Raw genomic sequence first — 14,855 nt, 5'->3', positions numbered from 1 at the left:
CGGGACAGTGGAGGCGCCATGAGCCGAAGCCGCGGGGGGATCGGATGCGGCTTCGGCTCACTCCCGGCGCGCGCCGATCCGGGCGAGGACCGGCACGTGTACGCTTACGTGCTACTCACGATACTGGAAGGCGGCTTGGGAGGAGCACGGCTTCGAAACGATCTTTACGCAGCATTAAGCCCATCCGGATACTCCGTTTAAATACCTCAGGGGGGGCCCGTAAGTGCGGCTACTGATCGTTGATGACGAACCGGCGATGCATGATTCGTATCGCCATTGCTTCGAGCCTGCGCGCGGCGAGCGTGGCGAGGCGGCGCTGTCGGCGATGGCCGCGGAACTGTTCGGCGAGAGCGGCCAAATGCCCGTGGTGCCGGTGAACGAGGACCATCACTTCGCCTCGACGCATTGCTCGCAGGGATTGGAGGCGGTCGCGGCGGTGAAGGACTCGATGGCGAGCGGCGACCGCTTCGCGGTGGCCTTCATCGACATCCGCATGCCGCCGGGCATCGACGGCAAGGAGACCGCGGCGCGGATCCGCGCGATCGACCCCGAGATCAACATCGTCATCGTCACCGGCTATTCGGACTTCTCGCCGCTCGACATCAGCCGCGCCGCCGGCCCGGCGGACAAGATCTTCTACATCGCCAAGCCGTTCGAAGTGGACGAAGTCGTCCAGACCGCGCGCGCGCTCGGGCGGCGATGGCAGGTCGATCGCGAGCTGGCGGCGGCGCGCGAGGCGCTGGCCGAGAAGATCGCATTGCTCGAGGAGCAGACGCTCGAGCTCGCCGCGAACGAATCGCGCGCGATCCACATGGCCAACCATGATTCGCTGACCGACGCGCCCAACCGGCTCGCCTTCACCCGCGCGCTCGCCGAGCAGGTGCGCGAAGGGAGCTGCTTCGCGATGGCGATGCTCGACCTCGACCGGTTCAAGCTGGTCAACGACAGCTTCGGCCATCTCGCGGGCGACGAGCTGATCCGCATGGTCTGCGCCGAGCTCCAGGGCGTGATGAAAGGGGAGGGCTTCGTCGCGCGGCTGGGCGGCGACGAGTTCGCGATGCTGATGCGCGTCGCGGGCGAGGACGAAGCGATGATGCGCTGCGAGCGGCTGATCCGTGCGGCCTCGGCGAACTTCTCGGTGTTCGGCCACACCGTCCAGGGCAGCGCTTCGGCGGGGCTCGTCGTGGTGGGGCCGGACGAGCCGCGCGATCCGGTGGACGTGATGCGCCGCGCCGACCTCGCGCTCAACGAGGCCAAGCGCGACGGGCGCGGGATCGTCCGGCTGTTCGACGAGAGCATGGACGAATCGATCCGCTTCCGCCGCCGCATCGAGACCGGGCTCGGCCAGGCGATCGAGAATGGCGAGCTGTGCCTCGTCTACCAGCCGATCGCGACGCGCGACACGCTGGAAGTGAAGGGCTTCGAGGCGCTCCTGCGCTGGGCGAGCCCCGAGTACGGGCTCACCGCGCCGGCGATGTTCATCCCGATCGCCGAGGAATCCTCGCTGATCCACGAGCTCGGCGACTGGGTGACCGACGAGGCGCTGAAGACGCTGCAGCAATGGCCGGATCAATATGTCTCGGTCAATTTCTCGCCGCGCCAGTTCCGCCGGCAGAATTTCGTCGCGCATCTGATGGCGCGGGTGATGGAGGCCGGGGTGAGCCCGCAGCGCTTCCAGATCGAGATCACCGAGACCGCGATCTTCGACGATGCCGAGCGCGCGGCGGACACGCTGTATCGCCTGCGCCAGATGGGCTTCCGCATCGCGCTCGACGATTTCGGCACGGGCTATTCGTCGCTCTACAACATCCGCAAGTTCGCGCTCGACAGCCTCAAGATCGACCGCAGCTTCGTCGACGGCATGGGCCGGGAACGGGAATCAGCCGCGATCGTCCACTCGATCATCCACCTCGGCCGCGCGCTGGGGCTGGAAGTGGTGGCCGAGGGCGTCGAGAATTCGGCGCAGCTCCAGGCGCTCCGAGTCGCGGGGTGCAGCCATGCCCAGGGCTATTTCCTCGCCCACCCGATGGTCGCCGAGCGCGCCGCGGCGCTTTCCGCCAAGCGCTTCCTGACCCCGGGCGAGGATGAGGAGATCGTGTTCGGCTTCGGAGCGCGGACCGGGACGCACGGCTGATGCGTGCCGGCGCCGGGCCTTCGTCGCGGCGATTGCGGCCGCCGGGGTCGCTCGGCGGCAAGCTGGTGTGGATGCTCACCGGCATCGGGCTGATCGCGGCGACTGCGCTCACGCTGCTGATGGCGATGGTGATCGTGCCGAGCTTCAACCGGCTCGAGCGCCAGCAGGTGCTCGCCCAGGCCGACCGCACGCGCGCGGCGCTGGCGGATTATGCCCGGGTGATGGAATCGGTGGCGCGTGCCTCGGGTGAAGGCGTGGCGCCGCAGGCGATGGCGAGCCTCGACGTCGAGGGCGTCGCCTGGGTCGGGCTCGAGGGCCGGGTGCGCTCGGCACGCTGGGTCGATGCGGGGCAGACGACCGGGAATGCGGCGATGCGCGATGCGCTGGCCGCGGCGGCGGGTAGCCTGGACTTCGCGCGGGTGCTCGAGGGGCGGGGCTCGGCGAGCTTCTACCTGCGGATGGGCGGACGGCTCGCGGCGGTGGGCGTGGCGCGCGTGCCCGGGAACGGCCATGTGCTGATGGCGCGGACGATCGGCTCCCGGCAGCTGAGCAGCCTGCTCCAGCTCGCCGCGCGGATCGACCTGAGCCACGCCGCCAATGCGCTCGAAATGGCGCCGGGATCGTCGACGCTGGTGGTCGGCGTGCCGGTGCCGGGTCCGCGCGGCGAGCCGGTGGCGACCGCGGCGTTCAGCGTGTCGCGCGACATCTCGACGCTGGGGACGCGGCTGCTGCTGCTCGCGGTGATCGGATCGAGCCTGTTGCTCGCCTTCGTGCTGATCGTGCTCCGTCGCGCGATCACGCGACTGGTGCTGCGGCCCTTGAACCGGGTCGAGCAGCATATGGGCGTGGTGCGCGAATCGGGCGAGCTCGACCTGCTCACCGAAGCGCCGCGCAACGACGAGATCGGCAGCCTGGTCGCGAGCTTCAACTCGATGCTCCGCCAGCTCCAGGGGCTGCGCGAGCAGCTCGAGGCGCAGAGCTTCGCGATGGGGCGCAGCGAGAGCGCGGTCGCGGTGATGCACAATGTCCGCAACGCGCTGAACCCGGTGACGACGGTGATGAGCCAGGGGCTCGACCGGCCGCCGGCCGTGGACCGCGCGACGCTCGACCGCGCTTTGGCCGAGCTGGTCGAAGGCAGGATCCCGGCGGCGCGGCGGCGGAAGCTCGTCGCCTTCCTGGCGGCGGCGATCGAGGCGGGCGACGCCGAGCGCGACGAGCGCCACCGCCAGCTCGACATCGGCCGCGAGGCGCTGCGCCATGTGCTCGACATCATCGGCCGCCAGCAGGAAGTTGCGAACGCGCGGCCGCAGCTCGGCTCGTGCGACCTCGTCGCGATCGTCGCGCAGAATGCGGTGATCGCGCGCTATTCGGGCGGGACCGCGATCGAGTTCCGCTATCCGGCCGAGCCCTGCTGGGTGCTCGCCAACCGCGTGATCCTGAGCCAGGTGGTGGGCAACCTCTTCTCCAACGCAGTCGAGGCGATCGCGGCGACGGGGCGCGGCGAGGGGAGCATCGCGGTAACGATCGAGCAGGTTGGCGAACGCGTGCGGATTCGGATCAGGGACGACGGCGAAGGGTTCGACGCCGACATCGCCGACCGGCTGTTCCAGCGCGGCTATTCGACGCGCGAGGAGAAGTCGGGCGGACTGGGGCTGCACTGGTGCGCCAATTCGATGCGCGCGATGGAGGGCACGCTGGCGCTCGAGAGCCTGGGGCGGGGGTATGGCGCCTGCGCGATGCTGTCGCTGAAGGCGGCGAGTGTGCTGGGGATACAGGCGGAGGTTGTAGCGGCGGTGGGCTGAGCGCCGCTTCTTTTACCCTGTCATCCTGAACGTGTTTCAGCATCCAACCAACCTCTTGGCAGTGTCGCCCGCAGTTGAACCCCGAAACAATGGCGTGTGATCAATTGCCGAACGGGTTTCGGCACTCCTACAGCTGACGATTTAGGAAGACAGCGTGCCCCTCCCAACCTGCTTTCAAAGGCCGCAATTAATGACACGCCCAAGTTGAGGGTGACGGGTCTTCGAAAGGCGAGGTGCGACGACCCTGCGAGAAGGCAGAACAAGAAGACCCTCACCCAGCCTACATCGGGTCGGCCATGCCGGGGGCACGCCGACCCGATGTACCCGCGAAACCGGGGAGACGGCTTAAAATGAAGAAGCGGGTTTGGATGCGAGCGGCCCGGTAAGTCCGCTTCGCACCCGAAACGAACCTGCTCCGGATCGGGCCGGATTTCATCCGATATGATTGATATCGAATCAAAAAAGCCGCGGGCGGGTGCCCACGGCTTCATTCGGTTTCATTACCGACCGGGCCGGTCAGCGCACCCCCGCCACGGAAGCGCCTCACCGCCGGCCCGGCAGTGCGTTCGGTTCAGAACGGACGAATGTTGTCGCCGCCCAGACCGTCGCGGAAGAGAACAAGAAACGCGAACATCTTCAGTCTCCCATCGTGCGCATTTCGCGCGATTCGGTGGTTAAAGGGAGATTAAGCCTTAATCAAGTCGTAACACTACGGAGGACAGCGGTGTCATCGGGCGTTCCGGGGGGCGTTTCCAGACGCATTCAGGAAGGGCGAACGGGGTCCGTGCTTAACGCTTCCTTCAAGGCTGAGCGCCTAGAAGTGAGGGGATGTCGGCACGGATCGAACCCCCGGCGAACTCAACACCTGCTCGCGGCCGTGCGGCCGCGAGCGGCGCTCGCGCACGCCCTGCAGAGCGGGAGATACCCCGGGCGGATGGTTCGGGACCGCAACGAAGCGGCGACGCGCCGATGCCGCGCCGGATCTCGCTGCATCCCACTGCACGCGCCGAGCGTGGCAACGGCGCCGGCGGCAACGGTCGCTACTGGCGCATCCTCTGCCTGTGCGAGATCGGCAACTTCGCGATGCTGCGCCGGCACCTCGGCCGCCCGCGCGCCGACCAGCTGGTGCTCGATGCCGCGGCCAGGATCAATGGGATCTGCCCCGACATGCGGATCGCGCCGAGCGGTCGCGCGCTGATCGAAATCTCCTTCGAGCGCGAGACCACCGAACTCGCGGCCGCCGACATCGACCGGCTGCGCAAGGCGTTCCTCCGCTCGCTCGACATCGACGGCGAGCGCTTCCAGCTCCAGATGCGCTTCGGCGTCGCCGCGGCGCCGTCGGGCGACAGCGACGAGGTCCGCCTCGCCGAGGCGGCCGAATCGGCGCTCGAGCAGGCGCAGGCCGAGAATCGGGTGGTGATGCTCGACCTGTCGCGCACCGACCTTGCGTTCGACCGGCTCACCCTGATGCGCGAATTGCCGCGGGCGATCGCGAACGGGGAGATGTTCCTCCAATACCAGCCCAAGATCCACGTCCGCCGCCAGGCGATCGCAAGCGCCGAGGCGTTGATCCGCTGGCAGCATCCAACGCGCGGGCTGATCCTGCCGGGCGACTTCATCTCGGTGGCCGAGCAGGCGGGCGAGATCGGCGCGCTGACGCTCTGGACGCTGCGCCAGGTGATCGCCGACCAGAAGACCCTCGCCGCCGACGGGCACGACCTGCCGCTGTTCCTCAACATTTCGGGCGTGCTGCTCGCCGACGAGGCGTTCGTGGCGGAAGCCTGCGAGATCCTCGCGCATTCGGACGCCAAGATCGGCTTCGAGATCACCGAGACTTCGGTGATCCGCGATCCCGAAAGCGCGATCCGGCACCTTCATGCCTTCGCCGACATCGGCGTGACGCTGGCGATCGACGATTATGGCGCGGGGCTCTCGTCGCTCGCCTATCTGAAGCAGCTCCCCGCGCGCGAGCTCAAGATCGACAAGATGTTCGTGATGCAGCTCACCTCGAGCAACCGCGACCCGCTCATTGTCCGCTCGACGATCGACCTCGCGCATGCGCTCGAGATGGAAGTGACGGCAGAGGGGGTGGAGACGCCCTCGGCGCTGGCGCTGCTCAGCGTGATGGGCTGCGACATGGTGCAGGGCTTCCTGATCTCGCGCCCGCTCGGCATCGACGCGTTCCGCACCTTCGTTGCCGACGAAGCTAAGCTGCAGGGCGCCGGCGCGGTGCCGACGTCGTTCATCCGGCCCGAGAGCTTCTGGAAGCGCGCGTGATGCGGCGGAAGCTGCGTCTCGCGTTGCTGCTGCTCGGCTGTTCGGCGCTGGTGCCGGCGGCGGCACGGGCCCAGGCGCCTTCCGCGGCTTCGTCGCCGCTGCCCCAGCCCAGGTTCAGCCCCGCGATCGAGGATGCCTTCGCGCGCGCCAAGGCGGCGATGATGGAGGACCCGCGCGAAGTGCTCCGCCACGTCGCCGATGCGGAGCGGCTCGCGGCGGCGCTGCCGGACGAGCGCACGCGCTCGCTCGTGCTGGCGACGGGCTATTGGCTCGCGGCCGAGGCGCATCTGCGCAGCGGCGAGCCCGACCTCGCCGCGCCGCTGCTCGCGCGCGGGCTCAAGCTGATCGCGCCGATCCAGGAGACGCTCAAGCTGCGCGGCGACCTGCTGATGTCGCAGGGCTCGCTCTTCGTCGACCGCGACCAGGCGTCCGAGGCGCTGGGCAACTACCACCAGGCCTATCGCACCTTCGTCGCCGCGCGTGAGCCGCGCAGCCAGGCGATCGCGCTGCAGAACATCGCGCTGCTCTACCTGGGCGCGAACGACTTCGCGAATGCGCAGAAATATTTCGCCGAGGCGGCGGGTGCCTATGACGGCGATCCGCAGCTCTCGATGTCGCTGCACAACAACCTGGGCAACACGTTGCTGAGGCTCGACCTCTACGACGCGGCCGAGGCGGAATATCTGAAGGCGTTGGAGATCGCGCGCGCAAACGGCAGCGCGGTGCTCGAGGCGCGGGTGCTCGGCAACATCGCGCGCGGGCGCGTCGAGGCGCGGCGGCTGGCCGCGGCGGAGCAGGCGCTGTCCGAGGGCTTTGCCCTCGCGCGCGGCGCCGATGCGCATGCGGTGCGGCTCCAGCTCTCGGCCGTGGCGGCGCGCGTCGCGATGGAGCGCGGCGACCTGGCGCGCGCCAGGCAGCTGATCGACGAGGTCTTCGCGGGCGTCGACCTGAGCAAGACTTCCTCGGCCTATCTCTATCCGCATACCGTCGCCTATCTCGTCTACGAGAAGCTGGGAGAGGATGCGCTGGCGCTCAGGCACCTCGAGGCAAAGAAGCGGCTGGACGACGAAGCAGCGAAGGTGGCGACGACCACCGGCGCGGCGCTGATGTCGGCGCAGTTCGATTCGGCGAACAAGGACGCCAAGATCGCCAATCTGCGCGCCGAGCAGATCGCCAAGTCGGCCGAGTTCCAGCGCGCGCTGTTCCTCTACATCGGCGGCGCGACGCTGGTGATCATCCTGCTGCTCACCGTCGCGCTGTTCGTGATCCGCCGCAGCCGCAACCAGGTTCGCGCGGCGAACATCGTGCTGGGCGAGACCAACTTCGCGCTCGAGAAGGCGCTCAAGGCCAAGACCGAGTTCCTCGCGACGACGAGCCACGAGATCCGCACGCCGCTGAACGGCATCCTGGGGATGACGCAGGTGATGCTCTCCGATCCCCGGATCGAGCCGGCGACGCGCGACCGGATCGGCATCGTCCATGGCGCCGGCGTGACGATGCGCGCGTTGGTCGACGACATCCTCGACCTCGCCAAGATGGAGACGGGCAACCTCACCGTCGAGACCGCGCCGACGAACCTGCCCGCGGTGCTGCGCGACGTGACGCGGATGTGGGAGGAGCAGGCGCGCGCCAAGGGGCTGGGCTTCGTGCTCGACCTCGAGAAGGCGCCGGGCTGGATCGTCAGCGATTCGGCGCGCCTGCGGCAGATCGTGTTCAACCTGCTTTCCAACGCGATCAAGTTCACCGCGGCGGGCCAGGTGGGGTTGAGCGCGGTGGCAGAGGGCGGGCGGCTGCGGCTGGTCGTCACCGACAGCGGCATCGGCATCCCGCAGGAGAAGCTCGACGAGATCTTCGAATCGTTCAAGCAGGTCGACACCAGCACGACGCGCAAGTTCGGCGGGACCGGGCTGGGGCTCGCGATCTGCCGCAACCTGGCGCGCGCGCTCGGCGGCGACATCTCGGTCGAGAGCCGCGAAGGCGAGGGCTCGCGCTTCATCGTCGACATGCCGATGACCGAGGCCGAGGCGCCGGCGGAGAGCGTCGCGGCGAAGGGCGGCGAGGGGACGCTGCTGGTGCTCGACCGCAACCCGATCGCGCGAGCGATGCTCAAGACCCTGCTCGAGCCGCGGGTGGGCACGCTGCGCTTCCTCGCGACGCTGGACGAGGCGGTCGCCGCGCTGGGTGACGGCGCCGACGAGATCCTGGTCGACGAAGGCACGCTCAAGGCACAGGACGGCGATCCGACGGCCCTGCTCCGCCAGCTCGCCGACGCGGCTGCGGCCGCGGGCGCAGCGAGCGCAGTGCTGTGGGTCAAGCCTGATGATGCGATTCGTACTATACTTCTTGACGCGGGTGTCGGACAGGTGATTGACAAGCCGGTGAATGGACCCGCATTGATCAAGGCGCTCGTTACGGTGTCGAAAGGAGATTCGGACGAGCCGAGTCCGGGCGCGCTTGTGTCGCGGGCTGCATAGCGCAATAGGTTCCGGGAAGCCGAACAAGAAGGTCGCACCTCTGATGATTGCCGCGCTCGGATCACGCCAAGGATGAACATCCTCTTCATCGAGGACGACCCGATGAATCGCCGGGTCGTGAAGGACATGCTCGATGTCGCGGGCGCGACGATGGCCGAGGCGGGTCTGGCCGAGGAAGGCTTGGCCAAGATCGAGGCTGAGGACTTCGACGTCGTGCTCGTCGACCTGCGCATGCCGGGCATGGACGGGCTCGAGGCGATCCGTCGCATCCGCGGCCGCGAGGATGCGAAGAAGGACCTGCCGATCATCGTGATCACCGCCGACACCGCGGTCGACCTGCGCGAGCGCTGCCTCGAGACGGGGGCGGACGACGTGCTGTTCAAGCCGGTGGCGATGGACGCGCTGTTCGATTCGATCGGCCGCGTGCTCGCGATCCGCGGCGGGGGGATGATCCTCTAGGGATCAGTCCTCCAGGATGCGGCTGTGCTTCCGCGTGTCGCGCATCGCGAGGTAGGTGATGAGCGAGATGCCGATCATCGCGGTGACGTACCAGTAGAAGCCGCGCTCCCAGCCTTCGTCCTTGAACCACAGGGCGACATAGGGCGCGGTGCCGCCGAAGATCGCGTTGGCCAGCGCATAGGGAAGCGCGACCCCGAGCGTGCGGATGTGCGCGGGAAAGAGCTCGGCCTTCACTACCGCGTTGATCGACGTATAGCCCGTGACGATCGCCAGCGCCGCGACCATCAGCAGGAATGCGCCCACGCCGGTCTTCACGCCTTCGAGCGCGACGAAGATCGGATAGGAGAAGAGCACGCCCAGCACGCCGAAGCCGACCATCAGCGGCTTGCGCCCGATCCGGTCCGACAGCGCGCCCGCGAGCGGCTGGAGGCACATGAAGACGAACAGCGCGGCGGCGTTGACCTGCGCCGAGGCGGCGTCGGAGAAGCCCGCGGTCTTCTTGAGGAAGGCGAGCGGGTAGATGGTGTAGGCATAGAAGGCGAGCGTGCCGCCGGCGGTGAGCAGCATCACCACCGCCGCTTCGCGCGGGTGGCGCAGGCAGAGCGCGAGCAGCCCCGAGCGCTCGCCGGTCTCGCGCCTGGCGAAACTCTCGGTCTCGGGGAGGCGGCGTCGGAGCCAGAAGACGATCACCGCGAGCAGCCCGCCGATCGCGAAGGGGATGCGCCAGCCCCAGGCCTTGAGCTCCGCCGCGGGCATCACGGCCTGGAGCAGGATCAGCGCGAGCAGCGCGATCAGCTGGCCCGAGATCAGCGTGACGTACTGGAAGCTCGAGAAGAAGCCGCGGCGCTCCTTGCCCGCCATCTCGGAGAGATAGGTCGCGCTCGCGCCGTACTCGCCGCCGAGCGACAGGCCCTGGATCAGCCGCGCGAGCACCAGCACCGCGGTCGCGGCGGGGCCGATCGCCGCATAGCCGGGCGTCAGCGCGATCAGCAGCGAGCCGAGGCACATCAGCGTGACCGACAGCGTCAGCCCCGCCTTGCGGCCGTAGCGATCGCCGTAGACGCCCATCAGCCAGCCGCCGATCGGCCGCATGAAGAAGCCGACCGCGAACACCGCCCAGGCGTTGAGGTCCTTCGCCGCGGTGTCGGGGAAATAGTGCGGCGCGAGATAAGCGGTCAGCGCGGCATAGGCGTACCAGTCGTACCATTCGACGAGGTTGCCCGCCGATCCGCCGAGAATCGGGCCGAGGCGGCGCCGGGGCGTCGCGGCGCCCGTCACGCGGCCTTCTTCGCCTCGCGGCCGATGAGCCCCGTCATCCGCGCGCCCCAGCGCACGCCGCCGAGCACCGGATAGAGGAAGCCGAGCCCGGGCGGCAGCTTGCCCGTCGCGCGATCGGTGGGGTTGGAGGCGAGCGACACCAGCTCGCTCCATTTGTAGCCAAGCCCGCGGCGCAACCACAGCGCGCCGAGCGTCGCGGGCAGCATCGTCCGCGCGGCGGGGTTGGCGTGCTCGGTCAGCTCGAAGTCGCCGGCCATGCAGGCGAGCGCGATCGCGACGAGGCGGCGATGGACCGGATCGGCCCGGAGCCTGGCCTCGAACGCCGGGTCGAGCGGCAGCGCGAGCAGCTTGTGCGCGAGCAGCATCGCCTGGGCAGCGGCGCGGCCGACGCCGAGCGCGCGCGATTCCTCGTAGCGCTGCTCGACGAGCTCGGGCTCCCGCGCGAGCCAGGCAGCGACGTCGGCGAGCCATTTGAGGCGGAACCAGCCGTGGTGCGCGCCATGGACGAAGAGATAGGGGAGGAGAATCTCGTCGGCGAGCGTCGGTACGTCGATACCGGGCGCGAGGACGATGCGTTGGCGCGGCGCCGACAGGCCCGCCTCGGGCATCAGCGCGGGATTGGCGAGCATCCGGCCGTGCAGCTCGACGATCAGGCCGCTCTGGGGGTGGTGCCAGCCGGTTTCCTTGCAGACCTTCATCCAGGCCTCGATCTGGTGGTCGGCGATCTCGGGACCAGGGTTGAAGCGCCGGTAGCCGGCCTCGGCAATCAGCGAGCAGGCGCGGGCCGTGTCGGCTTCGGAGACGAGCAGGTCGATGTCGTTCGACATCTTGACCGCCAGCGAACCATAGGCACGCACCGCCAGGGTGAGTCCCTTGAAGCCGATCCAGTCGATCCCCGCGGCATCGAAGGCGCGGCCGAGCTGGGCGGTGGCGGCGAGCGCGATCAGGTTGCGCCGGGCATTGGCCTCGCCGCGCTGGGCGAAGCCGGTCGCGACTTCGGGCGGTGGCTCCAGCCCGGCCGAGCGGATCGCGTCGTCGACCAACCCCCAGACGCGCTGGCGCCGGGCGATCGCCGCGGCGCGGGACCAGTCGATCCCTTCTGCAGCGTCGCGCACCGCGGCGTCGCGCTCCGGCCCGCGCGGCCACCGGCAGGCGGCGCAGACGAAACGGAACTCGGGGCTGAAATCGCTCGGCATATCCGGGCTATAGCGGCTGAGCGGGCAAAGCTGAAACCCCCGGTGCGCCTCGGCACTTGGATCCGTCGGTCGACGACTCCGCGAAACCCAACCGTCACCCCGGCGTTGTGCCGGGGCCCGCCGGGAGACAACGGCTGGAATAGAGCCTCTCGTCCGGCCGGTGCCGCTGGGTGGACCCCGGCACAAGGCCGGGGTGGTGATGTGTTTACCGAGTGTCGGGGCGAACCGCAGATGCCTCTACACCGAAGCCTCGCGACAAAGGGCGAGGGCCTTCCTCAGCCAGGGGAGAGAAGAAGGCCCTCGCCGACGCGGTACGGGCATTCAGGGACCCATCCCGTGCCGCGCCTCTCTCCCCCGGACAATGGTGGGGAGAGACTCGTCGCCGTCAGCGCACGATCTTGATCGCGGCGCCGGCGGCATATCCGGCGGAGACAGAGCCGGACATGATTGGAGGACTGCTGCGGGATCTGCGCAGCGGAATCGTCGGCGAAGACATTGTCGCTCGCAAAATTCGGCGGTTCCTTGCTGTCCGTGGCCCGGAGATCGGGGCCGAACCGCACGGCGGAATTTCGAGCGATGTCGCGATGTTGCAGCGCGTATCAGGCGGCGGCCGTGGGCTCCAGCGGCAGGCGCACGCGAGCGCGGCCGCCGCCCTCGGGCCGGTTCTCGAGCGTGACATAGCCGCCATGCGTCTCGGCGATGGCGCGGACGATCGCGAGACCCAGCCCGCTGCCGCCGGTCTCGCGGCTGCGCGAGGTCTCGCCGCGGACGAAGGGCTCGAACAGCGCGGCGGGCGCGGCGCCGAAGCCGGGCCCGTCGTCGTCGACGACGACTTCGGCCCAGCCCGGCAGGCTTGCCCAGGCGATCCGCGCGGCCTTGCCGTAGCGCACCGCATTGTCGGCGAGGTTGGTGAGCAGGCGGCGCAGCGAGACGGGGTCGGCGAGGATCACCAGCCGCGGCCCCGCCTTGGCGGTGACCGGGCGGCCGATCGCGTGGAGATCGTCGGCGACGCTCTCGATCAGGCTGCCGAGCTCGGTGCGCGCGCGCATGTCGCCGCGCGCGTCGCGGACGAAGCGGAGCACGTCGTTGAGCATCGTCCGCATCTCGTCGATGTCGGCCTCGGCGCGCTCGCGGGCGCCCTCGGGCAGCTTCTCGACGCGGAAGGCGAGGCGCGCGAGCGGGGTGCCGAGATCGTGCGCGATCGCGGCGAGCATCGCGGTGCGGCCCTCGGCGGCCTCGAGGATGCGCGCCTCCATCGCGGCGATCGCGGCGGCGAGCTCGCGGACCTCGCGCGGGCCGCCCGCGGGGATCGGGCGGCGGGTGCCGAGCCGCGTCTCGGCCGCAGCGGCAGCGAGGCGCTCGATCGGGTGCGAGATGGTGCGCGCGATCCGCCAGGCGATGAACGTCATCAGCACGATCAGGCTGAGGATCGCGACGAGGTTCATCGCGTGCCAGCGGGTGAACCAGGGCTCCTCGGGCGTCTCGACGACGCGCCAGCGCGGGGCCGCGCCGGGGAGCCGCATCGCGACGCGGAAGCTGCCGAACAGCATCTCGCTGCCGATCCAGGGCGGGCCGAAATAGCTGCCGTGCACTTCGCCGCCGCCGGCGGCCCTGGCGATCTCGGCGTCCATCGCCGGGTTGACGTGCTCGCGATAGCGCGGCTCGGGCAGCACGGCGCCGTCGGTCAGGGTGAGCCGGGTCGCGAGCGAGGCGGGCACGGCGCCGGTCTTGAGCGCCTGGGCGACGAGCGCCGGGCGCACCGGCACCGGCCGGCGCGGCGGGCCCGAGAAGGTGACCGCGAACAGCGCGAGCGCCGTGAACGCCACCGACGCGCCGACGAGCAGCACGATCGGCGCGACGATCGAATAGCCGCGGCTCATCGGCGCGTCACGTCGGCGACGAAGAGATAGCCTTCGTTGCGCACGGTGCGGATCAGGTCCTCGGCGCCGGGCCGGGCGAGCTTCTTGCGCAGCCGGCTGAGCTGGACGTCGACCGCGCGGTCGAAATGCTCGGCGTTGATGCCGCGCGACATGTCGAGCAGCGTGTCGCGGGTGAGCACGCGGCGCGGGTTCTCGACGAAGGCGAGCAGCAGGCGGAACTCGCCGTCTGAGAGGTTGATGACGAGGTCGTCGGGATCGAGCAGCTGGCGGCCGAGCGGGTCGAGCCGCCAGCCGGCGAAGCGGAGATAGCTGCGGTCGGCCGGGGCGGCGGGGGCGTTGCGCGTACGGCGGAGCACCGAGCGGATGCGCGCGAGCAGCTCGCGCGGGTTGGCGGGCTTGGCGACATAGTCGTCGGCGCCGAGCTCGAGCCCGACGATCCGGTCGATGTCGCCGCCGACGATCGAGTGGAAGATGACGGCGGGGCCGCTCGCGCGGTCGAGCGAGCGCAGGATGCTGAGGCCGTCCTCGCCGGGCATCATCACGTCGAGCACGAGCAGCGCATAGTCGTGCTGCGCCATCAGCGTCCGCATCTCGGGCGCGCCCGAGGCGGCGTCGACGCAATAGCCATGATCGGCCAGGAAGGCGGCGGTCAGTTCGCGAATGCCGGGATCGTCGTCGACGATCAGGATGCGAGTTTCATAGTCCAAGATGAGGTCGTCCATCGTCCAGACGATTGCTTCCGCAAGCTATCCGGGGCGTTTCAGCGCTGCAATCCGGTGTAATGCGGTACCAGTGTGGTTTGGCTGCAACAGCCACCACAGTCGTCATCCCGGCGAAAGCCGGGACCCAGGGTTACAGGGGACATCGCTCGTGGCCCTGGGTCCCGGCTTTCGCCGGGATGACGGTGGTTGGGAAGCAGAATCAAGAAGCGCGGGGCGCTCCTCAGAACCGCTTGAATTTGCCGCCGGCTGCTGTTAGAGGGCCGCCCTCCGCCGCAGCTCGCGCTCCGGCGAACCCTATTCTATTGAATCGACGGCAACTCGATTTCGAGATCGGAGCAAAGACGGCTTTATGCAAATCATCGTTCGCGACAACAACGTCGACCAGGCCCTTCGCGCGCTCAAGAAGAAGCTGCAGCGTGAGGGCGTGTACCGCGAGATGAAGCTGCGCCGTCACTATGAGAAGCCGAGCGAGAAGCGCGCCCGCGAGCGCGCGGCCGCGGTCCGCCGCGCGCGCAAGCTCGAGCGCAAGCGCATGGAGCGCGACGGCGCGCGCTGAGCGCGTCGTTCGAGTTGCCATTACGCCCGCCCATTGATCGGGCGGCAAAGTTGGGCCAAAGGCGCGCGAAGGCCGTC

10 protein-coding genes are annotated in these 14,855 nt (G+C 69.2%); 6 read left to right on the top strand and 4 right to left on the bottom strand.

Features of this window, described 5'->3' with window-relative positions; all coding sequences use genetic code 11:
• The first annotated feature begins 256 nt into the window (after window positions 1–256).
• The 5 genes from J7495_RS07160 (at window position 257) to J7495_RS07140 (ending at window position 9,146) form a co-directional block, all read left to right on the top strand.
• The gene (locus J7495_RS07160) at window positions 257–2,134 is read left to right on the top strand and encodes an EAL domain-containing protein (protein ID WP_294055770.1); all 1,878 of its coding nucleotides are present in this window, start codon (window positions 257–259) and stop codon (window positions 2,132–2,134) included.
• Window positions 2,134–3,936 carry a HAMP domain-containing sensor histidine kinase gene (locus J7495_RS07155; protein ID WP_294055768.1) on the top strand — a complete coding sequence of 601 codons (1,803 nt, stop codon included), beginning with the start codon at window positions 2,134–2,136 and terminating at the stop codon, window positions 3,934–3,936. Before J7495_RS07160 ends, J7495_RS07155 begins: the two co-directional genes overlap by 1 nt.
• 969 nt (window positions 3,937–4,905) lie before the next feature.
• The gene (locus J7495_RS07150) at window positions 4,906–6,213 is read left to right on the top strand and encodes a GGDEF domain-containing phosphodiesterase (protein ID WP_294055766.1); all 1,308 of its coding nucleotides are present in this window, start codon (window positions 4,906–4,908) and stop codon (window positions 6,211–6,213) included.
• Window positions 6,213–8,687, top strand: coding sequence for an ATP-binding protein (locus J7495_RS07145; RefSeq protein WP_294055764.1), 2,475 nt, complete (start codon window positions 6,213–6,215; stop codon window positions 8,685–8,687). Before J7495_RS07150 ends, J7495_RS07145 begins: the two co-directional genes overlap by 1 nt.
• 72 nt (window positions 8,688–8,759) lie before the next feature.
• Window positions 8,760–9,146 (top strand): response regulator, encoded by a 387-nt coding sequence (locus tag J7495_RS07140; protein ID WP_294055762.1) that lies wholly within the window; start codon window positions 8,760–8,762, stop codon window positions 9,144–9,146.
• A gap of 3 nt (window positions 9,147–9,149) precedes the next feature.
• On the opposite strand, the gene J7495_RS07135 is transcribed toward J7495_RS07140, so the two are convergent.
• The 4 genes from J7495_RS07135 to J7495_RS07120 form a co-directional block, all read right to left on the bottom strand.
• A complete protein-coding gene (locus tag J7495_RS07135) occupies window positions 9,150–10,424 on the bottom strand; it encodes an MFS transporter (RefSeq protein ID WP_294055761.1) in 1,275 nt (424 codons plus the stop codon).
• Window positions 10,421–11,620 (bottom strand): nucleotidyltransferase family protein, encoded by a 1,200-nt coding sequence (locus J7495_RS07130; protein ID WP_294055759.1) that lies wholly within the window; start codon window positions 11,618–11,620, stop codon window positions 10,421–10,423. The genes J7495_RS07135 and J7495_RS07130 overlap by 4 nt, the downstream gene beginning before the upstream one ends.
• Before the next feature lie 599 nt (window positions 11,621–12,219).
• On the bottom strand, window positions 12,220–13,500 hold the full coding sequence (locus J7495_RS07125) for an ATP-binding protein (protein WP_294055757.1): 1,281 nt from the start codon (window positions 13,498–13,500) through the stop codon (window positions 12,220–12,222).
• Window positions 13,497–14,222: a response regulator gene (locus J7495_RS07120; protein WP_294055755.1), complete on the bottom strand. Its 726-nt coding sequence runs from the start codon at window positions 14,220–14,222 to the stop codon at window positions 13,497–13,499. The genes J7495_RS07125 and J7495_RS07120 overlap by 4 nt, the downstream gene beginning before the upstream one ends.
• Before the next feature lie 349 nt (window positions 14,223–14,571).
• Between J7495_RS07120 and rpsU the strand changes: the two genes are divergently transcribed.
• Window positions 14,572–14,778, top strand: coding sequence for a 30S ribosomal protein S21 (gene rpsU, locus J7495_RS07115; RefSeq protein ID WP_010162663.1), 207 nt, complete (start codon window positions 14,572–14,574; stop codon window positions 14,776–14,778).
• The last annotated feature ends 77 nt before the right edge of the window (window positions 14,779–14,855 follow it).

This window comes from Sphingomonas sp. (genome assembly GCF_017745215.1).
Taxonomy (GTDB): Bacteria; Pseudomonadota; Alphaproteobacteria; order Sphingomonadales; family Sphingomonadaceae; genus Sphingomonas.
This window is presented reverse-complemented; position numbering and strand designations above follow the sequence as displayed.

What these genes read in the sequence shown, in the direction of transcription:
- J7495_RS07150 (WP_294055766.1), top strand. Translation starts at nt 4,906, where the DNA reads ATGCCGCGCCGGATCTCGCTGCATCCCACTGCACGCGCCGAGCGTGGC.
- J7495_RS07140 (WP_294055762.1), top strand. Translation starts at nt 8,760, where the DNA reads ATGAACATCCTCTTCATCGAGGACGACCCGATGAATCGCCGGGTCGTG.
- J7495_RS07160 (WP_294055770.1), top strand. Translation starts at nt 257, where the DNA reads ATGCATGATTCGTATCGCCATTGCTTCGAGCCTGCGCGCGGCGAGCGT.
- J7495_RS07145 (WP_294055764.1), top strand. Translation starts at nt 6,213, where the DNA reads ATGCGGCGGAAGCTGCGTCTCGCGTTGCTGCTGCTCGGCTGTTCGGCG.
- rpsU (WP_010162663.1), top strand. Translation starts at nt 14,572, where the DNA reads ATGCAAATCATCGTTCGCGACAACAACGTCGACCAGGCCCTTCGCGCG.
- J7495_RS07155 (WP_294055768.1), top strand. Translation starts at nt 2,134, where the DNA reads ATGCGTGCCGGCGCCGGGCCTTCGTCGCGGCGATTGCGGCCGCCGGGG.
- J7495_RS07125 (WP_294055757.1), bottom strand. Translation starts at nt 13,500, where the DNA reads ATGAGCCGCGGCTATTCGATCGTCGCGCCGATCGTGCTGCTCGTCGGC.
- J7495_RS07120 (WP_294055755.1), bottom strand. Translation starts at nt 14,222, where the DNA reads ATGGACGACCTCATCTTGGACTATGAAACTCGCATCCTGATCGTCGAC.
- J7495_RS07130 (WP_294055759.1), bottom strand. Translation starts at nt 11,620, where the DNA reads ATGCCGAGCGATTTCAGCCCCGAGTTCCGTTTCGTCTGCGCCGCCTGC.